This is a genomic window from Tepidiforma sp. (assembly GCF_026419595.1).
In the GTDB taxonomy this organism is placed as follows: Bacteria; Chloroflexota; Dehalococcoidia; order Tepidiformales; family Tepidiformaceae; genus Tepidiforma.
Window position 1 is genome coordinate 244,088 of record NZ_JANZZD010000001.1, and the last position, 19,047, is coordinate 263,134.

The following is a 19,047-nucleotide window of genomic DNA, read 5'->3' on the forward strand; positions in this document are numbered from 1 at the left end:
AGGGAGTACCACCAGATGACCAGCAACCCGTACGCCGCCTACCGCACCGTGGAGACGCTGACCGCTGACCCGGTCACGCTGACGACGATGCTCTTCGACGGGGCGGTAAAGGCGCTGCGGAAGGCGCGCCTGCACTGGGAGAACGGCAACCGGCAGGGGTTCAACGACGAGACGAACCGCGCGTACCTGATCATCGGGGAGCTGCGGGCGACGCTCGACATGAGCCAGGGCGAACTGGCGGAGAACCTCGCGGCGATCTACGCCTACTGCCTGCGGCGGATCGTGGAGGCCTCGCTGGGCGACCTCGAGAAGCTCGAGGAGGTGGAGCGGCACATCGGGCAGATCGGCGAGGCGTGGAAGACGGCGACGGCGCAGCTGCGGGCGCAGGCCCAGGGCGGCGCCGCGCGGGGCGCGGAAGCGGCGGCCTGATGCCGGGCGAGCGGGCCATCGAGCGGGCGCTGGAGCTGGCACGGGAGCGGCTGCGGCTGCTGGAGGCCGGCGGGGAGTTCGAGGGGCTCGAAGCGCTGGATGCGGAGCTGGCAGCGGCCTGCACGGCGGCCGGGGCGGACCTCCGCGCGAGCGATGCCCGGCTCGTCGACGAGCTGCTGGCGATCCATGCGGCGGCCGGCCGGCTCATCGATGAAGAGCTGAAAACGCTGGGCGGGCGGATTCGGCGGCTGCGCGACGGGCAGGCGGGGAGCGCCGCCTACCGGGCCGGCGCGTAAGCGGAGCGTAAACGGTCCGAAAGCCCGCGATGACCGCGTGTGAAGAAGCGGCCAGGTCACCGGTTCGTCACCGCGGCGTCATCGGATCGCGCCTGACCGACAACCTGCCGGCGATCAAGATTGCGGCCGTGAGTGCCGACACTCTGGACAGCGCGCAGCCTACGGAGGAACCGGAGACCTATGGCGGGCAAAGCGGCGAAAGGCCAGCGGGCCTCGACCCTCGTTGCAACGGGCATGGTGCTCGCGGCGGGCGCGATCGCGTGGTTCGGGGGGCAACAGGAGCGGCCCGCGCCGGCGGGCCCCGCGGAGGCGGCGACGCTGCCCGGGCGGGAGGCCCCAGCGGCGGCGCCGGCAGCCGTGCGCGCGGTCTCGAACGGGGGCCTGCCGACCCGCATCGTGGTCCCGACGGCGGGCATCGATGCGCCCGTCGTCGAGGTGGGTGTGGTCATCGAGGACGGCGTCGCGCGGTGGGAGACGGCCTGGCACGCGGCGGGCCACCACCTGGATTCGGCGATGCCGGGCCAGCCGGGGAACATGGTGATCAGCGGCCACGTTTCGGTCGCGGACCGGCGGAACCTCGCCGTGTTCGCGACGCTGAACCGGGTAAAGGCCGGGGATGCGGTGGTGGTGTATGCGGGGGAACGGGGATACCGGTACATCGTAGAATCGATTGCAGTGGTCGACCCGGACGCGGTCGAGGTGCTGCGTTCGGATGCGCGGGCGACGGTGACGCTCGTCACCTGTACGCCGGACCTTCGGCACCGCCTGGTGGTCACCGGGCGGCTGGTCGGCGAGGTTTCGCCGGGGGACCCGGCCTGAGCCGGGGCAGCGATGGGGAGGAGAGGCCTCATGCCTGAGAGGAGCTGCGCATGACCGGAGTACGACGGACGGGGAGCACCCGTGGGGTTTCGTTCGAGCCGACGCCGCTGCGGGGGCCGCGCCCTGCGCCGCCGCCCGAGCCGGCCGACCGCGCGGGCATCACGGAGGATGCGCGGGAGCTGGCGCGAGCGCTCCAAGCCGTGCAGGCGGCGCCGGACGTGCGCGAGCTGCGCATCGCGGCGCTCCGCAAGGCGATCGCCGAGGGGCGGTATCAGCCGGACCCGCGCGAGATCGCGCGGAAGCTGATGGAGCGCGGGGGCTTCGACCCGGAAGGCACGAGCTGAGCGGTTCGCCCACGCGGGCGAGGTTCCGGTGCAGGACCTGACGGAGGCCGTTGCAGCGGCTCCCGGGCGCGAAACGGGGGTTGCCCTGATGCCGGCGGTGCGCGCGGCGGGGGTAGCCTGAGGGGGATGGTTGAACTTGCACCGAATGCCGGGCCTGGCGCCGGCGCGATTCGCCAGGAGGGGACGATTCCAGCCATGCCGCGGGTGCTGATCATCGACCGGGGGCTGCCGGGCGCGCTCGAGGGGCGCTCGCTGCTGGGCGACGGGCTCGAAGCGCACCTCACGGGCGACCCGGAGGCCGCCCTCGAGCGTGCCGCAGCGGACGTCTTCGACCTGCTCGTGCTCTGCGGGATGCCGGCCGAGGAGCAGGCGGAGCTGGCCGCCGCGTTTCACGTCCACCGCCGGTGGCGGCTCGTACCGGTCCTGTACGTGAGTGACCCCCAGGCGCCGGGCCTCACCATCCCGGCGACGTTCCGGCCGGAGGTGGACGGCATCGTGCGCGGGAGCCGGGCGAGCGCGGCGGTGGAGCGGCGGATCCGGGAGCTGGCGCGGGAAGGGGTTGCCGGCGCGGAGGCGGTCGTTGCGGGGCCGTTCGAGCTCGACCCGGTCCGGCTGCGGCTGCACAGCCCGGGCGGCGATATCGACCTGACCGAGCGCGAGGCGGAGGTGCTCTCGCTGCTGCTGGCGCGGCCGAACAGGACGGTCCCCGCGGCGGACATCATCGAGCGCGGCTGGGGCCTGGACGTCGACGAGCGGTCGCTCCAGATTCTCCGCCGGCACATTTCGAACATCCGGCGGAAGCTGGCGGAGACGGGCCAGCGGCGCGCGGTGCGGACGGTGCGCGGGACGGGCTACCGGTTCGAGGTGCGGGCCGGCTAGGCGCGGCCGCGGAAGGTCGGGTCGCTGGCGTCGATCCAGCAGCTGGCGAAGCGGTCCTGGTAGCCGTCGGTGGTATCGAGCGGGTAGCTCTTCACGTAGGGCCAGGCGAGGGCGACGACGCGCTCGCTGACGAGGTTCGCGCCGGGGTTGAGGGCGAGGATCCGCCGCTGGATTTCGTAGCCGAGGTCGCGGCGGGCGGCTTCGTTCAGTTCGAGGCGCTGCTTTTCGATGAGGGCATCGAGGTCCGGGTCGCGGAGGGGGAAGCTGTTGCGCGTGCCGGCGCTGTGGAAGTAGGGGTAGACCCAGTCGTCGAGGTCGATCCAGCCGGTATCGGGGCCGGCGGCGAAGGGCGCTTCGGCCGAGAGGAGCAGCCCGACGAGCTGGCTGAGGGGCATCGGGACGACGCGGATCTCGAGCCCGAGCGCGGCTTTGAGCTGGTCGCGGATGACGGAGCCGAGGCCGATGGCGCTTTCGGTGGCATCGACGACGAAGAGGGGGAGCGGGTCGGCGGGGAGCGTTTTTTCGGAGCGGAAGGCGTCGAGCGCCGCGCGGGCCTCGCGGAGGTCGGCTTCGCGGCCGCCGTCGCCGGGCCGGTAGCCGGGGATGACGGTGAGTTCGCTCTCGGGAAGCGTCCAGCGGGAGACGGGCCAGCTCACCCAGGGGCTGAGGCCGCCGGAGCCATCGAAGAACTTGCGGACCATCTCGCGGCGGTCGAGCGCCCAGGTGACGGCGTTCCGGAAGCGCTGGTCGTTGTAGGGGTGGTTGACCAGCGAGTAGCGGACGCTGAAGAACATCGAGTGGCCGACGGTGTATTCGACGAGCTGGGGCAGGGCGCGCTTCAGGTGGTCGGCGAGGGTGCGGTTCACGACGGCGACATCGAGCGCGCGGGTGCGGAGGCCGCTTTCGACTTCGGAGGTGGTGCGGGGCTGGACGAGGGAGATGCCGTCGAGGTAGGGACGGCGGTCGCCGCCGAACCAGGCGGGGTTGCGGCGGACGGAGGCGAAGCGCTGGTCGCTCCATTCGACCCAGAGGAAGGGGCCGCTGCCGACCTGGCGATCGAGGCTGATCTCCTGGCCGTCGGGCGCGAGCTCGGGCGCGACGATGAAGGAGGCGACGTCGGCGAAGAGGTGGTGGGCGGCCGCGATGGGCGCTTTGAGCTTGACGGTGATCGCCTGGGGCGAGGTGACTTCGAGGCTGTCGACGACGGACCACTGGGGGGCGCGGACGAAGGTGGTGTCGCCGCTCAGCTGGCGCTGGATGCTGAACTTGACATCGTCGGCGGTGACAGGGCGGCCGTTGAGGGGTGGGAGGTCGTGCCAGCGGGCCTGGGGGTTGATGCGGAAGACGAGGGTGAGCGGGTCGGGCCGTTCGGGCAAGGCAGCGGCGAGGTCGGCGGCGATGGTGCCCTGGGCCTGGTCCTGGTAGGTGAGGAGCCGGCTGAAGATCATCGCCTGGTGGCCATGGAGGGGGCCGGCCTGGGTCTTGTGCGGGTCGACGAAGGCGTCGCGCTCGACGAAGCCGGTATGGCGGAGGGTGTGGCCGTGGCGGCTGGAGAGGGCGGTCGGGGAGGGCGAGGGCGCCCGCGTCGGGTCGCCGGCCGGCGTCGGCGACGGGCCGAAGGGCGTGGGCTGCGGGCTCCCGCCGCGGGAGCAGGCCGCGGCCGCGGCAGCCGCGCCGAGGAGCGCGCCGCCCGCTCCGAGGAGGCGGCGGCGGGAGATGGTTCGCCCGCGCGGGGACGGTTCCGATGTCATGCTGGCTTTCATACTATGGCGAGGTGCCGCTATGGACCGGCAACGGCCGGTTCAGACGGCAGATTTCGACAGATTCGGGGGAAAGGAGCCGGGGAGATGACGCAGCGGTTGACGGAGCAGGCGATCGGCGAGGCGCTCGGCGCGCTGCCGGGCTGGGAAGCGGAGGGGGCGGACGCGATCCGCAAGACGTTCCGGCTGGCGGACCACATCGCGGCGCTCGGGTTCGTGGTGCGAGTCGCGGCGGCGGCCGAGGTGATGAACCACCACCCGGAGGTGGCGTGGGTGTACAACCGGGTAGAGTTCCGGCTCAGCACGCACGACGCCGGCGGCGTGACGGAGCGCGACATCGGGCTGGCGCGGCGAATCGAGGAGCTGGCCGCGAGCTGAAAGAACGAAACGGCCGCCCCCGAACGGGGGCGGCCGCGATGCCTGCCGACGGCGGGAGCCTAGATGACGCCGAGCGCTTTGCGGGCGCGGGTGACGATCTGCTTCTCTTCTTCGGTGAGTTCGGAGAAGTCTTTCACGACCTCGTTCTTGAGCGGGAAGATGTGGATGGCGTCCCAGCCGCAGACGTCTTCGCAGAGGCGGCAGCCTGTGCACTTCTTTTCATCGACGGTGGAGACGCCGAAGAAGTCGTCGATCCGGTCGGTGTGCTGGAGGCTGAGGGCGTCGAAGGGGCAGATGTTGATGCAGAGCTCGCAGCCAGAGCCGATGCACTTCTCTTCGATGACGACGGCGCGGGGCCACTGGTCCTTTTTGTAGGAGCGGCAGACGTTGCCGAAGGTATCGAGGATGGCTTCGGGCGGGCAGACGACGCCGCAGGCGCCGCAGTCGATGCAGAGGGTAGGGTCGATGACGTGGAGCTGGTTGCGCTCGCCGGTGATGGCGTTCGTCGGGCACCGCTTGGTGCAGGCGGTGCAGCCGATGCAGGTTTCGACGATGGAGTAGGGCACGAAGCGTCCCCCTGCGTGCGGGTGTGGAGGTCAGGATACCATGGCGGGGCGGGGTGAGGCGCGTCAGGGGAGGGCGGCGAGGAAGGCCTCGACGGCGGCGTTGAAGGCGGCGGGGTTGTCGATGTTGGCGGCGTGGCCCGCGCCGGGGACGACGACCTTTTGCGCGCCGGGGATCTTCGCGGCCATGTAGTCGGTGGCGCCGAGGAACGGCTCGTCGCGTTCGCCGACGAGGACGAGGGTGGGGACGCGGATGCCTTCGAGCGATTCGATGACGCGGGCATCGAACTGGGCGAGCATGCCGCGGGCGGCGAGAGCGAGCCCCCTCGCGCTGCGGTGCTGGGCGATGCGCACCTCAGCGCCGGGGCCGAGCGCCTCGAGGCCGCGGGTTTCGAAGGCGGCGGCGCGGGCTTCAGCGGTGCGGTTCCAGGCTTCGCGGCCGGCCGGGTTGCGGTAGCCGGGGCCGGTGTCGAACAGCATCAGGGCGCGGGTGCGCGCCGGGTGAGCGAGGTGGAAGGCGAGCGACATGTAGCCGCCGAGGGAGAGGCCGCCGATGACGGCGCGTTCGATGCCGAGGGCATCGAGGATGGCAGCCATATCGGCGACGGTGTGCGCTTCGGAGTAGCTGGCCGGGTCATCCGGGCTGTCCGACTGGCCGTGACCGCGCATGTCCCACGTGATGACGCGGTAGCGGGGAGCGAGGGCCTCGACCTGCCCCTGCCACATGCGGGAGGTGGCGGAGTAGCCGTGGCTGAGGAGGACGGGCGGGCCCTCGCCGTGGGCTTCGTAGAAGATGCGGACGCCGTCGCGGTCGATGAAGGGCACGGGGGCCTCCGGGCTCGGGGGATGGTGGCGGGGATTCTACGCGGGCGGCTGCAGCGCGTCAGAGCGGGCCGCGGGCGGCGAGTTCGCGGCCGAGGATGGCCTCGGCGGTGCCGTCGAACGGGAAGCGGCCGAGGCGAACCATGCGGAGGGCGCGGAGGATGCCGCACCACGCCGCGCGGCGGACGCCGGGCGGGTAGCCGAGTTCGGTGGCGCGGGCTTCGAAGACGTCGCGGTCGCGGACGTAGTGGTGGCCGCCGGGGAGGACGATGACATCGAGGTCGAGGTCGACGAAGTCGATGGTGCGGCCGGAGAGCCGGCCGGGGAGGGCAGCATCGCACTTGGCGTCGACGAAGCGGCCGAGGGGGTCGAACCAGTGGAGGACAGTGAGGGGACCGGTGAGGCCGATGCAGTGAATGCCGAACCCGGGCGTCTCGTCCGCATCTGGCGGGAGTTTGCGGTGGCGTTCGGCGTCGTGGAGGACGACGAGCCAGTCGCCGCCGCGGGCATCGACGAGGTCGCCCTCCCATTCGTAGCGGACGGCGCCGCCGTACTTGAGCTTGCGGACCACGACCGGGTTCGGCACGGGCTCAGGCGTCCGGCGCCGGGTGAGGGTGGCGCTTGAGGCCGGCCGCCTCGGCGGGCTCGAGGCAGGCAGCGAGCGCCTCCTTCAGCTCGGCGATTTCGGGGTAGCGGCCGGCGGCGCGGCGGGAGAAGACGCGTTCGCCATCGACGTCGATGTCGAAGTCGCCGCCGCCGGCCGGCACGAGCCGGAGGTCGGCGATGTAGTCGCCGAAGGTGTGGAGGAGCTCGTGCGCCGTCCAGAGGGCGCGGGGGAGGAAGTTGCAGCGGCGGCAGTAGGTGATGGTGACGGAGAGGCGGGTGGACACGGCCGGGCTCCGGGAACGGGCTACTGGCGCTTGTTGCCCCAGTGGTCCCAGTAGGTGACGTCTTCGACGGGCTTGCGGAAGCCGGCGCCGAACTTGCCGCGGGGCCAGCCCACCGGGATGAGGGCGGCGGTTTCGACGGTCTCGGGGATGCCGAGGAGCTTGCGGACGTCGTCCTGCCGGAAGCGGTGGAGCGTGGTGAGGGCAGTCCCGAGGCCGAGGGCGCGGGCTGCGAGCATCAGGTTCTGGACGGCGGGGTAGATGCTGGAGCCGGCGGTGATATCGGGCCGGGAGCCGGGGTCCATGAGGACGCAGGCGAGGATGAGGACCGGCACCTCGTGGAGGTGGTCGGCGAGGTACTGGGCGGAACGCATGACGCGCTCGTTGCTGGCGGCTTCATCGGGCGGGAGGCCGGGGCGGTTGCCGTAGCCGCTGGCGACGAGGCGGTCCCAGCCTTCCTTGTACCACTGCTGGAGCTGCTGCTTTTTCGCGGGGTCGGTGATGACGAGCCAGCGCCAGTTCTGGCGGTTGCCGCCGCTGGGGGCGCGGGTCGCGGCCCAGAGGATCTTCTTGATGTACTCCTCGGGGACGGGGTCCGGCTTGAGGCGGCGCATGGCGCGCTGGGTGCCGATGACTTCGAAGATGTCGGGTTCGACGACGGCCGGTTCGGACACGGGATACTCCAGTCGGGTGGCTGTGGGCCCGATCCTACAGGGTCAGCGGGCAGGCGCGAGGCCGCTATAATCCGCCGGCGATGTCGGAGCTGCCGCTGGCCGGGGTGCGGGTGTGCGACCTGACGTGGGTCATCGCGGGGCCGACGGCGACGCGCATCCTCGCGGATTTCGGGGCCGAGGTCATCCGGGTGGAGCACGGGCAGGCGGCGGACCCGATCCGGTTCGGGCGGCCGATCGCGGGCGAGCGGCCGACGCTGAACAACTCAGGGTTTTTCAACTACTTCAACCGGAACAAGAAGAGCGTGCTGCTGAACGTCCGCCACCCGCTGGGGATGGAGGTGCTGCACCGGCTCATCGCCGTGAGCGACGTGGTCATCGAGAACTTTTCGAGCGGCGTGCTGGAGTCGTGGGGGCTGGACTACACGGCGATGCGGGGGATCAACCCGGGCGTGATTTACTGCTCGATTTCGGGGTTCGGCCATACGGGCCGGGACCGGCATTTCACGACGTGGGGGCCGACGGCGCAGGCGCTGAGCGGGCTGACGCTCATGTCGGGGCTGCCGGGCAAGCCGCCCGCCGGCTGGGGGTATTCGTATCTCGACCATACGGCGGGGTATTACGCCGCGATCGCGGTGATGATGGCGCTCCATCACCGGAACCGGACCGGCGAGGGGCAGGCGATCGACATCGCGCAGGTGGAAACGGGGATGGTGCTGACCGGGCCGGCGGTGCTGGATTTCACGGTGAACGGGCGGAGCTGGCTGCGGGAGGGGATGCCGCCGGGGAACCGGGCGTGGGAGCCGCGCATCGCGCCGCACAACACGTACCCGTGCGCCGGGGAGGACCGCTGGGTCGCGGTCGCGGTGCGGAGCGATGCGGAGTGGGAGGCGATGCGGCGGGCGATGGGCGAGCCGGGCTGGGCCGCCGACGCGCGGTTCGCGGCGAACGCGGGGCGGCTCGCGCACGAGGACGAGCTCGACGCCCGCATCGCGGAGTGGACGCGGGAGCGGGACGCCGAGGCGGTGATGGAGACGCTGCAGGCCGCCGGGGTGCCGGCGGGCGTGTGCCAGACGGCGGGCGACCGGGTAGAGCGCGACCCGCAGCTGCGGGCGCGCGGCTGGTGGACGGCGATGCCCCATCCTGAGCTCGGCGAGTCGGGATTCGACGGCGTGGCGCCGCGGCTGTCGCGGACGCCCGGAACGAACCGGACGGCCTCGCCGCTCATGGGCGAGCACACGTTCGAGGTGATGACCGGCACGCTGGGCATGAGCGCCGAGGAGTACGCGGAGCTGGAGGCGATGGGGGTGTTCATGTGAGCGGGCCGCTGACCGGGCTGCGGGTGCTCGAGCTGTGCGGGCCGATGGGGCAGTACGCGGGCAAGCTGCTGGCCGACATGGGCGCCGACGTCGTGAAGGTGGAGCCGCCGGACGGCGGGGAGGCGCGCCGGGTGGGCCCGTTCGTGGACGACGTGCCGGGGCCGAACCGATCGCTGAGCTTCTGGTACGGCAACACGAACAAGCGGTCCGTCGTGCTCGATTTCGGCGAGGACGGCGACCGGGAGACGTGGCGGCGGCTGGTCTCGGCGGCCGATATCGTCATCGAGGACCGGCGGCCGGGCGAACTGGACGCGTCGGGGATGGGCTACCGGGCCCTCGGGGCGGCCAACGCCGGGCTCATCTGGTGCGCCATCACGCCGTTCGGGCAGGACGGGCCGTGGGCGGCGTTCGCGGCGACGGACCTCGTTTCGCTGGCGCTCGGCGGAGCGATGATGATGAACGGCTACGACCCGGAGGACGCGCCCGGGGCGCCGCCCATCCGCGGCCACGGCGACCAGGGCTACGCGACGGGCTGCCATTACGCCGTGCAGGGCATCCTCGCGGCGCTGCTCTGGCGGGACCGCACCGGCGAGGGCCAGTTCATCGACTGTTCGGTGCACGAGGCCGTGAGCAGCACGACCGAGGTGGCGCTGCCGTACTGGTTCACGCAGCGCGTGAACGTCATCCGGCAGACGGGGCGGCACGCCGCGGCGAGCCGGACCGAGCGGTGGCTCCAGCGGGCGGCCGATGGGCGGTGGACGCTGATTTTCGGGGTGGGGCGAGACAACGCGAGCTGGAAGCGGATCAAGGCGTGGTTCCAGTCGAAGGGGTTCGGCGGGCAGTTCGACGAGCCGCGGTTCGACGACCCGGCGGCGCGGCAGCCGGGCCGGGGGAGCCCGGAGGCGGCGGAGATCTTCGCGGAGCTCGAGCGGTTCATCGCGGCGCACCCGGCGGAGGAGGTGTATCGCGGCGGGCAGGAGCGCCGGCAGGCGTGGGGCGTGGTGCGGAGCCCGGAGGAGAACCTGGCGGACCCGCACTGGGAGGACCGGCGGTTCTGGGTCGAGGTCGAGGGGGAAGGGCGGGAGGGGCAGCCGGTGCGGATGCCGGGGGCGCCGTACCGGTTCAGCGCGACGCCGTGGGCGCTGCGGCGGCCGGCACCGAAGCTCGGCGAGCACACGGCCGAGGTGCTGCGGGAGTGGCTCGGGGTCGAAACATGACCGATACGCGGCGATAACGGGGAGTTCATCGGGATTCGGGACACTGTGGCCATCGGGACGTTCCCGAGGCAGCCGCCTCCCCTGTCCCCTCCGGGCGCGCTGCAGTGTGAGGGCCCGGCGTTCGGTGCCGCCGGGCCCTCCTTCTTTCTTCTTTCGGCGCGGCCCGTGCGATCCGGGTGATTCGGGAACGTATTTGCCCCGATTCGCAGCGAAAGGACGCGCGAGCGTGAAGATTCGGTAGCAGCGGCTGACGGGAGCGGGCGGCGGGGGTACGGTGGGAGCCTGCGACATGTGCTGTTCACGCCGCCGTCATGCGGGCGTCACAGCCGGGCCGCAGGATGACGCCATCGCTGGGGGTGACACCGATGGTCGAGGGTGCAGGTTCGAACCGTGTTTCGCTCTACGAGCTGCTGCGGGCGCGGCACGTGCCGCTGCGGGAGGTGAGCGCGCTCGGCGTCGACCGGGACGACCTCGGGGCGCCGGTGCTGACGGCTGCGCGGCGGGCGGGCCTCAGCCCGGAGCGGCTGGCTGCGGCGCTCGGGCGCGCGGAGACGGCGCAACGGGACGCGGCTGCGGTCCGCTGAGGGTCGGGTTTCGTTATGGAATCTTGACTTCCTGGCCGACCTGGAGGAGGCAATCGGCGGTCAGGCCGTTCGCCGCGATGAGCTGCTGGACCGTGACGCCGTAGCTGGCGGCGATGTCGGCGCAGGTATCGCCCGGTTTGACGACGTAAACCTTGCCAGAAGCGCCGGATGACCCGCCGCTGGAGCGCGGGACGGTGGGCGTCGGCCGGACGGTCGGGTTCGAGGTGAGGCCGCCGGCGGTGCCGGTCACGGGCGTGGGCGTCGGGGCAGGGATGATGAGCGAATCGCCGACGCGGAGGTTATCGCAGGCGGCGGGGTTCGCCCTGATGAGGGCGTCGAGGCTGATGCCTTCGGCGGCGGCGATGGCGGAGCAGGTGTCGCCGGCTTTGACGGTGTAGGTCTTGCGCGGCGTGGCGGTGGCGGTGCCGCCGACAGGGGTGATGGCGGCCTGGCTGCCGCCCTCGAGGATGACCTGGTTGCCCTGGATGCGGTAGAGGACGGGGTTCTGCATCGGCGTGGCGGTCGGGACGCGCGCGGGGTCGGTGATGCGCTCGCCGGCGGCCGATTCGGGCTGGCCGCCGCCGCCGCAGGCCGCGGCAGCGAGGCCCGCGAGGAGCGCGGCTCCGGTGAGGAACGCGATGAGGCGGCTGGAGAGCGGGCGGCGCATGGACTCCATGCTCATGCCGGGCACCGGGTCAGTCAACCTCGCGCAGGAGGTCGCTGATGAGGAGGTAGGCCGCGTCGCCGACCCGGTCGAGGATGCTGCGGTCGATGGCGGCGGCAACGTCCTGCGGGGAGTGGATGGTCGAGAAGTCGCCCGAGGTGAAGAAGACGACCTCGACGCCGGCGTCAGCGAAGCTCATGTGGTCGCTGCCGGAATTGGGCGGCAGCTGCGAGGGGACCGCCTCGATGCCGGCGGCGCTGGCGAGCGCGATCGCGCGCGCGGCCGCGGGCGTATCGCCGATGACTTCGACCTGGCGGCCGATGCCGGTGACATCGAGGTTGACCATGTAGCGGGGCAGCTGGCCGGCGGCGCGGAGGCGTTCGACGAGGGCTTTGCTGCCGTGGAGGCCGGACTCCTCTGCGCCGAAGAGGGCGAAGCAGAGGCCCGGTTTCGGACCCCCGAGGGCAAAGGCGCGGGCGAGTTCGAGCACGTTGGCGGTGCCGCTGGCGTTGTCGTTCGCGCCGGGCGCACCGGGGACCGTATCGAAGTGGCCGCCGACGATGATGGCGCACGAGGCGTTGCCGGGCGGCCGCGCGATGACGTTGTACGCCTGCGTGGCGCCGACGGTCGGGGGCGCCTCGATGGTCAGCGTTCGGCCGGCGCGGGCGGCCTCGAGGAGCGCGGCGCCGTCTTCCTGCGAAACCGAGACGACCGGGAAGCGGGCAGCCAGCGTGAGGTTGCCGGAGAAGGGGCCGGGCCGGTTGTTCACGACGATGAGCCCGAGAGCGCCGGCCGCGGCGACGTTTTCGTACTTGGTGCCGAAATTCAGGACGCCGCGCTCGGCGACGGCGATGCGGCCGGTGAGGTCGCGCCCGGCGATGCCGGCATCGTCGGCGAGGCCGACCTCGATGGCGGGGGCTTCGACGGTGCCGCCGGGGCTGCCGGCCATGGTCAGGGCTTCGATGGCGCGGCCGTCGAGGCGGACTTCGCCGACGCTGAACGGGTCGTTTTCGAAGGTGAACGGCATGCGTTCGACCTCGTAGCCGTAGGAGGCGAGCTGCGCTTCGAGGTACTCGACGGCGCGGATCTCGGCGGGGGTGCCGGCGACGCGCGGCTCGCGGGCGAGGGCTTCGACGTGGGCGAAGGCGAGGTCGCCGTCGTGGCCTTCGGGGCCGGAGGCCTGCCCGTGCGGCGGGGTGACGGCCGGCTGGCCGGGCGGCGTGGCGGCGGCGGGGGAAGCCGGGGCCACGGGTGCCGGGGTGTCGGCCGGGGCGGCGGCCGGCGGCGCGTCACTGGAGGAACAGGCGAGCGCGAGCAGCCCCAGCAAGGCGGGCGCGACGAGCGCGAACGGTGCGCGGCGAGTCACGTTCGCAGGGTACGGGGAGGGCCCGTAAAGCGCGCGGGAAGGCGGTCAGCGGCGGCGGAAGGGGTTCTTGAAGCGGCTGCCCCGGTCGGGCGGGCCGTAGTCGATGTAGCGGTCCCGCCAAAAGACCTGCCCCGGGCGGCCGCCGCGCGCCGCGCCTGCCGGGCGGTTGCGGAAGGAGAGGAGGAAGGCGGCGATGAAAATGACGACGCCGGCGAAGGAGAGCCAGATGAGCGGAGACCAGAACATCGCGAGAAAGAGGCCGGCGATCATGATGCCGGCGCCGGAAAGGAGCAGGGAGGCGGGGTTGACGGCGGGGAGGGACGGCTTCGGGAAGGAGCGGCGCTTCCTGCGCTGGCGGCGGCGCTCTTCGAGGGAGATCGGCTGGCGGCCGCCTTCGGGGAGCTCGTTTTCGAGCTTCGCGAGCAGCTCTTCGATCTCGCGCTCGATGCGGTCAGCCATGACGCTTCCACCGTAGGACATTCGGCGGCGCGCGTCGATGGGTTCGCGGTCAAGAACCGGGTGCGGCGGGCTGCAGGATGGCGCGGACGCGGGGCAGGAGGAGGTCGACCCAGCGCGCGTACATCGCCGCGGAAGGATGGAGGCCGTCGGCCGCGAGGAGGGCCGGGTCGGCGGCGGCTTCGCGGGAGACCGCCGTGACGTCGAGCCACCCCGCGCCGGCGGCCTCCGCGGCGGCGCGGTTGACGGCGTTGAAGGTGTCGATCGCGGCCGCGATAGCGGCGCGGTCGCGGCCGGCCGCGAAGGGGGTGACGCCCCAGTCGGGAATCGAGAGCACGATGACGCGGCGGGCATCGCCGACGGCGAAACTGACGGCGCGGCGGAGGAGGCTATCGATGCGCCCGCGGTAGGCGGCATCGGCCGGGAGGCCGCGGTACTGGTCGTTGACGCCGATGAGGAGGGTGATGAGGTCGAAGGAGCCAGCCGGCGGGCCAGCGTCGATAGCGGTGGCGAGCTCGGCGGTGGTCCAGCCGGTCGTCGCGATGATGCGCGGCGGGTCGAGGTCGAGCCCTTCGGCGCGGAGACGGGCGGCGAGCTGCTCGGGCCAGCGCTCGTGCGAGGCGACGCCCTCGCCGATGGTGTACGAGTCGCCGAGGTGGAGGAGGCGGAGGGGCACCGCTGGAATTTTCAGATATCCGACGGGAGATGTCGCCTTCGAACGACACACTCGTCAGTACCTTCGAGGGAGGCGAAGCAATGACGAGCTACGGTAATGGCCGGGGCAAGTCGTTCGGTTCGCGGATAGCTGGAATCCTGCTGGGCCTGATCCTGACCTTCGTAATCCTAGGAATCCTGGGAACGCTAGCGGACGTTGCTTACGCAGCCGGGCTTTGGCCGATCGGCGCAGTACTGCGAGTCGCGATGCTCGTCACATTTGGCGCCTGGCTCGTGAGCCTGTTCCGCTGGTAGTTTCGGCGGTTTGGCTGTTGGCAGGGGGCCAGTTAGAGCTCGGCTTTGACGCGCTCGGCGAGGGCGCGGGTGAAGCCGACGGTGGCGGCGATCTCGTCGACGTCGGCTTCGCGGATGGCTTTGACGCTGCCGAACTTCTTGAGAAGCGCCTTCTTCCGCTTCGGGCCGATGCCGGGGATGGTGTCGAGGGCGCTCTGGATACTGGACTTGCCGCGGACCTGGCGGTGGAAGGTGATGGCGAAGCGGTGGGCTTCGTCGCGGATGCGCTGGACGAGGAACAGGGCTTCGGAGCCGCGCGGGAGGATGATCGGCTCGTCGTCATCGGGGACGAAGATCTCTTCGTGGCGCTTGGCGAGGCCGACGACCGGGATGTGGTGGACGCCGAGCTCCTGCATGACCTCGCGGGCGGCTGAGAGCTGGCCTTTGCCGCCGTCGATGATGACGAGGTCGGGGAGGTCCCAGGTGTCGGCGGCGGGCGCCGTGGATTCGCCCTCATCGCCGGCGGCTGCGGCGGCGGTGCGGGCGTGGCGGCCGAAGCGGCGGCGGAGCACCTCCTGCATGGTCGCGAAGTCGTTCGCGCCCTGGACGGTCTTGACGCGAAAGCGGCGGTACTGGTTCGGCGCCGGGCGGCCATCGACGAAGACGACCATGCTGGAGACGGGGCTGGCGCCCTGGATGTTCGAGTTGTCGTAGCACTCGATGCGGCGGGGGACGGCAGGCAGCGAGAGCTCTTCGCGGAGCTGGTCGAGCGCCTGCTCGGTCTTGCTGGCGTCGGCCAGCCAGCGGACGCGCGCGAGGGCGAGGGCTTCGCGGGCGTTTTCGGCGGCGAGGTCGACGAGGCGGCGCTTCTCGCCGCGGGCGGGGACCCGGACTTCGACGCGGGCGCCACGCTTTTCGGTGAGGAGGGCTTCGATGGCGGCGCGGTCGTCGGGCTCGAGCGGAACGGCGACGAGCTTCGGGGTGTACTGGGCGCCCTCGTAGTACTGGAGGAGGAAGTTGGCGAGGACGGCGGCGTCGGACTCGTCGCGGACGCCGGCGAGCATGAAGCTGTCGCGGCCGATCATCTGGGTGCCGCGGATGAAGAAGACCTGCACGCAGGCGTCGTCGCCGTCACGGGCGAGGCCGAAGACGTCGGCGTCCTCGTGGCGGGTGGTGGCGACGTGCTGGCGCTCGACGGTGCGCTCGATGGCGCGGAGCTGGTCGCGGAGCTGGGCGGCGCGTTCGAACTCGAGGCGCTCGGCGGCTTCGTCCATCTGGGCGCGGAGCCGGCGGAGGACGTCGTCGGCCTTGCCTTCGAGGAAGAGGATGACCTGCTGGATGACCTCGTCGTATTCCTCTTTCGTGCAGTAGGCGGTGCAGGGCGCGATGCAGCGCTTGATGTAGTAGTCGAGGCAGGGGCGCGGGTCGCGGCCGGTGATCTCCTTGGTGCAGGAGCGCCAGGGGAAGAGCTTCTTGGTGAGGTCGAGCGCGGCGCGGACGGACCCGGCGCTGGCGTAGGGGCCGAAGTACCGGGCCCCGTCGTTTTCGATGCGGCGGGTGATGGTGACGCGGGGCCAGGGGTTCTGGAGGTCGATTTTCAGGTAGGGGTACCGCTTGTCGTCCTTGAGGCGGATGTTGAAGAAGGGCTGGTGGCGCTTGATGAGGGTGGCCTCGAGGAGGAGGGCCTCGCCGGGGTTGGAGACGACGATGTACTCGAAATCGTCGACCTGTTCGCGGAGGGCGCGGGTTTTCGGCTCGAGGCCGTGGGGCGAGCCGAAGTAGGAGCGGACGCGGTCGCGGAGCTTCGCGGCTTTGCCGACGTAGATCACTTCGCCGGCGGCGTTGCGCATGATGTAGACGCCGGGCCGGGCCGGGAGCGCGGCGAGCTGTTTCCGCAGCTTTTCGGAGATAGTGGAGGAGGCCACGGTTCCAGTGTAGCGAGGGGCCGCGGCTTCAGAGGATGCCGAGGAGTTCGAGGGCGGAGCGGGCGGCGAGGCGGTGGAGCTCGACCCGGCGCTCGAGGGGCTGGTCGAGCTGGCCCATCTCGACGAGGACGGGCGTGAGGCCGGGCACGTGGCCGCCGGCGGCGAGGGAGCTGCGGCCGCGGTTCGGCTGGCCAGCGGGGACCGGCGTCGCGGGGCGCCCGAAGCGCGTGCCGTCGCGGACGATCATCTGCTCGCGGCGGGAGACGAGCGGGTTCATGCGGTCGGCGAGCTGCTGACCGAAGGCGGACTGGAGGGGGCCGGGCCCGACGGTGATGGTCTGGCCGAGGGCGCCGGTGCCGGTGCCGGGGAGCTCGGCGTAGAAGGCCCACGATTCGTGGAGGTCGAGCAGGAGGCTCACGGAGTGCTCGCGGGCGGCTTCGAGGATGTGAAAGGCCATCCGCTCCATCGCGAGGGGGCTCGCCGGGTCGCCGGGGTAGAGGCGGTTGAGGTCGCCGATGTCGTCGAAGGTGCGGACGAAGGCGGCGATGGCGGTGACGTTGGCGCGGGGGAGGACGAGGAGGGTGCCGGCGGCGGGCTGCCAGGCGGCGATGTCGTCGGCGGCGAGCCAGGCGCCGGGCTCGTTGCCGTGGACCCCGCCGAGGACGAAGGCCGCCGGGCCGGCGACGCCGGAGTGATGGATGACGAGCGCGGTTTCGTGGGGCGTGCCCGGCATGAGGAGCCGGGTCTCGGTGCCGCGGGGAGTGGGTGTGGGGGTCGGGGTGGGGGATGGCGGGGGAGGCACTGCCGTCGAGAGTGCGGCACTGGACGTTCCAGCCGGTTCGGCGGCGTCCGCGGGCGGCGGCCCGGGCACGGGGCTGGCGCCGCCGCGGCAGGCGGCGAAGAGACCGGCAGCCGGGAGCGCGGCGAGGAGGCGGCGGCGAGTGAGCATCCGCGCCATGGGGGCAGCATACGGCCCGCTTCGAGGAGGCGGGGTAAAGCGGAGCCGGCTCAGGGCGTCGGGGCAGCGCCGAGGGCGGCGGTGACCTGCGCGTCGGTCACATGGGGGAAGCTGCGGTACCAGAGGCCGACGGCGTAGAACGGGTCGGGCGTGCGGAGGGCGAGGCATTCGATGCCAGGGTAGCGGGCCGCGAGCTCGTCGCAGGCGCCGGGCGGCGCGACGGGCACCGCGACGACGATGCGGGCCGCCCCGAGGGCCTGCACGGCTTCGATGGCGGCGCGCATGGAGGCGCCGGTCGCGAGGCCGTCGTCGACGAGGACGGCCGTGCGGCCCCGGAGATCGAGCGGGGGCCGGCCGGCGCGGTAGGCAGCTTCGCGGCGTTCGAGTTCGGCCTGCTCCTCGCGGGCGACGGCGTCGACCTGGGCCGGGGTGAGCTGGAGTTCGGCGACGACGTCGGGGTTGAGGACGCGGATGCCGCGGGCGATGGCGCCGAAGGCGAGCTCGGGCTGGCCGGGCACGCCGAGCTTGCGGACGACGAGGACATCGAGCGGGAGCCCGAGGGTGCGCGCGGCCTCGGCGGCGACGATGACACCGCCGCGCGCGAGGCCGAGGAGGACGGCATCGGGCGGGAGGCCGAGGCGCCGGAGCGCCTCCCCGAGGGCGCGCCCGGCCTCGCGCCGGTCGGCGAAGCGTTCAGCCATGCGGGGAGTGTGCGCGGGCGCCGCGGGTGCGTCGAGGTGCGAACGGCGCGGCTTTGGCGGGCCGGCGGGCCGGGGTTCAGTCGGCGAGGACGCCTTTCGCGGCGAGGCGGGTGCGCAGCTCGTCGAGGGAGGGGATGGGCTTGCCGTCGAGGCTGTCGATGGCGTCGATCACGTCATCGGAGAAGTCGCCGGTGAAGGCGATTTCGAGGAGGTCGGAGCGGTCGGGCTGGAGGCCCTGCTCGAAGAGGGGGCCGGCGAGGCGGACGATTTCGTTCCAGGATGCTGCGGGCACGGGCGGTCTCCGGGTGGTGATAGGACCGCGTGGGGAGCCACCCGGTCGATGCAGGACGGACGGGGTCAGCGGCCGCCGAAGGCGTCGCCCTCGAGCGGGCGGTCGTAATCGATGTAGGGCGGCCAGAGGGATTCGAGCTCTTTGCGGATGGGGTCGCCCTCGGGGAGGTAGCGCTGGAACTGCGGCTCGACGTCGCGCCGGACCCAGCCCTTGCCGATGGTGTCCTTCTTGATCTTGTCCTGGAGGAGCATGAGCCCGGTCAGGAGGGATTCGGGGCGGGGCGGGCAGCCGGGGACGTAGACGTCGACCGGCAGGAGGGTGTTGACGCCGGGCGTGACGCTGTAGGCGTAGGCGAAGGGGCCGCCCATGATGGCGCAGCCGCCCATGGCGAGGGCCCACTTGGGCTCGGGCATCTGGAGCCAGATGCGGCGGACGGCGGGGGCCATCTTCCAGGTGACGGTGCCGGGCACGATGAGGAGGTCGGCCTGGCGTGGCGAGGCGCGGAAGATCTCAGCGCCGAAGCGGGCGATGTCGTACCGCGGGGCGGCGGTGGCGATCATCTCCATGGCGCAGCAGGCGAGGCCGAACATGCAGGGCCAGAGCGACGAGCTGCGGGCCCAGTTGAGCACCTGATCGACGCTCGTGACGAGGATGTTCTGCTGGACTTCCTGCTCGACGTCGCTCTCGGTGCGCAGGGGCAGGGGCTGGTAGACCTTGTTCGGCTGTGCCATCGCTCGTGCAGTCTATCACAAAGGGGGCGCGGCCCGCG

At 72.0% G+C, this 19,047-nt stretch carries 24 protein-coding genes and 1 pseudogene; 10 read left to right on the forward strand and 15 right to left on the reverse strand.

What is annotated here, in order from left to right; genetic code table 11:
• The first annotated feature begins 15 nt into the window (after positions 1-15).
• The 5 genes from fliS (at position 16) to N2041_RS01205 (ending at position 2,767) form a co-directional block, all read left to right on the forward strand.
• Positions 16-429 carry a flagellar export chaperone FliS gene (fliS, locus tag N2041_RS01185; protein ID WP_297674987.1) on the forward strand — a complete coding sequence of 138 codons (414 nt, stop codon included), beginning with the start codon at positions 16-18 and terminating at the stop codon, positions 427-429.
• The gene (locus N2041_RS01190; RefSeq protein ID WP_297674989.1) at positions 429-725 is read left to right on the forward strand and encodes a hypothetical protein; all 297 of its coding nucleotides are present in this window, start codon (positions 429-431) and stop codon (positions 723-725) included. Before fliS ends, N2041_RS01190 begins: the two co-directional genes overlap by 1 nt.
• Before the next feature lie 180 nt (positions 726-905).
• Entirely contained in the window at positions 906-1,544 is a 639-nt protein-coding gene (locus tag N2041_RS01195; protein WP_297674991.1) for a sortase, read from the forward strand.
• Positions 1,545-1,594: 50 nt separating this feature from the next.
• Positions 1,595-1,888, forward strand: coding sequence for a flagellar biosynthesis anti-sigma factor FlgM (gene flgM, locus N2041_RS01200; protein ID WP_297674993.1), 294 nt, complete (start codon positions 1,595-1,597; stop codon positions 1,886-1,888).
• 195 nt (positions 1,889-2,083) lie between these two features.
• Positions 2,084-2,767: a winged helix-turn-helix domain-containing protein gene (locus N2041_RS01205; protein WP_297674994.1), complete on the forward strand. Its 684-nt coding sequence runs from the start codon at positions 2,084-2,086 to the stop codon at positions 2,765-2,767.
• Here the strand turns inward: N2041_RS01205 and N2041_RS01210 are convergent.
• A complete protein-coding gene (locus N2041_RS01210; protein WP_297674995.1) occupies positions 2,764-4,518 on the reverse strand; it encodes an ABC transporter substrate-binding protein in 1,755 nt (584 codons plus the stop codon). The two genes, N2041_RS01205 and N2041_RS01210, sit on opposite strands and share 4 nt — an antisense overlap.
• Positions 4,519-4,614: 96 nt before the next feature.
• Between N2041_RS01210 and N2041_RS01215 the strand changes: the two genes are divergently transcribed.
• Entirely contained in the window at positions 4,615-4,905 is a 291-nt protein-coding gene (locus N2041_RS01215) for a 4a-hydroxytetrahydrobiopterin dehydratase (protein ID WP_297674997.1), read from the forward strand.
• Between the two features lie 59 nt (positions 4,906-4,964).
• On the opposite strand, the gene N2041_RS01220 is transcribed toward N2041_RS01215, so the two are convergent.
• The 5 genes from N2041_RS01220 to N2041_RS01240 all read right to left on the reverse strand — a co-directional run bounded on the left by N2041_RS01220 (position 4,965) and on the right by N2041_RS01240 (position 7,851).
• Positions 4,965-5,471 (reverse strand): 4Fe-4S binding protein, encoded by a 507-nt coding sequence (locus N2041_RS01220; RefSeq protein WP_297674999.1) that lies wholly within the window; start codon positions 5,469-5,471, stop codon positions 4,965-4,967.
• A gap of 63 nt (positions 5,472-5,534) precedes the next feature.
• Complete coding sequence (locus tag N2041_RS01225) at positions 5,535-6,293, reverse strand: alpha/beta fold hydrolase (RefSeq protein WP_297675001.1); 759 nt, start codon at positions 6,291-6,293, stop codon at positions 5,535-5,537.
• A gap of 58 nt (positions 6,294-6,351) precedes the next feature.
• Positions 6,352-6,876 carry a DUF402 domain-containing protein gene (locus tag N2041_RS01230; RefSeq protein ID WP_297675003.1) on the reverse strand — a complete coding sequence of 175 codons (525 nt, stop codon included), beginning with the start codon at positions 6,874-6,876 and terminating at the stop codon, positions 6,352-6,354.
• Between the two features lie 4 nt (positions 6,877-6,880).
• Positions 6,881-7,180 carry a SelT/SelW/SelH family protein gene (locus tag N2041_RS01235; RefSeq protein ID WP_297675005.1) on the reverse strand — a complete coding sequence of 100 codons (300 nt, stop codon included), beginning with the start codon at positions 7,178-7,180 and terminating at the stop codon, positions 6,881-6,883.
• Between the two features lie 20 nt (positions 7,181-7,200).
• Positions 7,201-7,851: a nitroreductase family protein gene (locus N2041_RS01240; protein WP_297675006.1), complete on the reverse strand. Its 651-nt coding sequence runs from the start codon at positions 7,849-7,851 to the stop codon at positions 7,201-7,203.
• 80 nt (positions 7,852-7,931) lie between these two features.
• Between N2041_RS01240 and N2041_RS01245 the strand changes: the two genes are divergently transcribed.
• The 3 genes from N2041_RS01245 (at position 7,932) to N2041_RS01255 (ending at position 10,968) form a co-directional block, all read left to right on the forward strand.
• Positions 7,932-9,167, forward strand: coding sequence for a CoA transferase (locus tag N2041_RS01245; protein ID WP_297675009.1), 1,236 nt, complete (start codon positions 7,932-7,934; stop codon positions 9,165-9,167).
• Positions 9,164-10,384: a CaiB/BaiF CoA-transferase family protein gene (locus N2041_RS01250; RefSeq protein ID WP_297675011.1), complete on the forward strand. Its 1,221-nt coding sequence runs from the start codon at positions 9,164-9,166 to the stop codon at positions 10,382-10,384. Before N2041_RS01245 ends, N2041_RS01250 begins: the two co-directional genes overlap by 4 nt.
• 311 nt (positions 10,385-10,695) lie before the next feature.
• On the forward strand, positions 10,696-10,968 hold the full coding sequence (locus N2041_RS01255; RefSeq protein WP_297675013.1) for a hypothetical protein: 273 nt from the start codon (positions 10,696-10,698) through the stop codon (positions 10,966-10,968).
• Positions 10,969-10,981: 13 nt separating this feature from the next.
• Here N2041_RS01255 and N2041_RS01260 read toward each other — a convergent pair whose 3' ends face one another.
• Genes N2041_RS01260 through N2041_RS01275 form a run of 4 tightly spaced genes read right to left on the reverse strand, consistent with a single transcriptional unit; the run spans position 10,982 to position 14,130 of the window.
• The gene (locus N2041_RS01260; protein ID WP_297675015.1) at positions 10,982-11,650 is read right to left on the reverse strand and encodes a LysM peptidoglycan-binding domain-containing protein; all 669 of its coding nucleotides are present in this window, start codon (positions 11,648-11,650) and stop codon (positions 10,982-10,984) included.
• A 13-nt stretch (positions 11,651-11,663) separates the two neighbouring features.
• The gene (locus N2041_RS01265; protein WP_297675018.1) at positions 11,664-12,998 is read right to left on the reverse strand and encodes a M20/M25/M40 family metallo-hydrolase; all 1,335 of its coding nucleotides are present in this window, start codon (positions 12,996-12,998) and stop codon (positions 11,664-11,666) included.
• A 45-nt stretch (positions 12,999-13,043) separates the two neighbouring features.
• Positions 13,044-13,457, reverse strand: coding sequence for a hypothetical protein (locus N2041_RS01270; protein ID WP_297675020.1), 414 nt, complete (start codon positions 13,455-13,457; stop codon positions 13,044-13,046).
• Positions 13,458-13,506: 49 nt separating this feature from the next.
• Entirely contained in the window at positions 13,507-14,130 is a 624-nt protein-coding gene (locus N2041_RS01275) for a GDSL-type esterase/lipase family protein (RefSeq protein WP_297675022.1), read from the reverse strand.
• Between the two features lie 80 nt (positions 14,131-14,210).
• Between N2041_RS01275 and N2041_RS01280 the strand changes: the two genes are divergently transcribed.
• Entirely contained in the window at positions 14,211-14,423 is a 213-nt protein-coding gene (locus N2041_RS01280; protein WP_297675023.1) for a hypothetical protein, read from the forward strand.
• Between the two features lie 32 nt (positions 14,424-14,455).
• Here N2041_RS01280 and uvrC read toward each other — a convergent pair whose 3' ends face one another.
• The 5 genes and pseudogenes from uvrC to N2041_RS01305 form a co-directional block, all read right to left on the reverse strand.
• Positions 14,456-16,327 carry an excinuclease ABC subunit UvrC gene (gene uvrC / locus N2041_RS01285; protein ID WP_297675025.1) on the reverse strand — a complete coding sequence of 624 codons (1,872 nt, stop codon included), beginning with the start codon at positions 16,325-16,327 and terminating at the stop codon, positions 14,456-14,458.
• Between the two features lie 28 nt (positions 16,328-16,355).
• A complete protein-coding gene (locus N2041_RS01290; protein ID WP_297675026.1) occupies positions 16,356-17,285 on the reverse strand; it encodes a succinylglutamate desuccinylase/aspartoacylase family protein in 930 nt (309 codons plus the stop codon).
• 50 nt (positions 17,286-17,335) lie between these two features.
• Entirely contained in the window at positions 17,336-17,986 is a 651-nt protein-coding gene (locus N2041_RS01295; protein WP_297675028.1) for a phosphoribosyltransferase, read from the reverse strand.
• A 76-nt stretch (positions 17,987-18,062) separates the two neighbouring features.
• Positions 18,063-18,278 carry a hypothetical protein gene (locus N2041_RS01300; RefSeq protein ID WP_297675030.1) on the reverse strand — a complete coding sequence of 72 codons (216 nt, stop codon included), beginning with the start codon at positions 18,276-18,278 and terminating at the stop codon, positions 18,063-18,065.
• A gap of 230 nt (positions 18,279-18,508) precedes the next feature.
• Positions 18,509-19,009: pseudogene (locus tag N2041_RS01305) on the reverse strand (NADH-quinone oxidoreductase subunit B); the annotation flags it as partial.
• Positions 19,010-19,047: the final 38 nt, after the last annotated feature.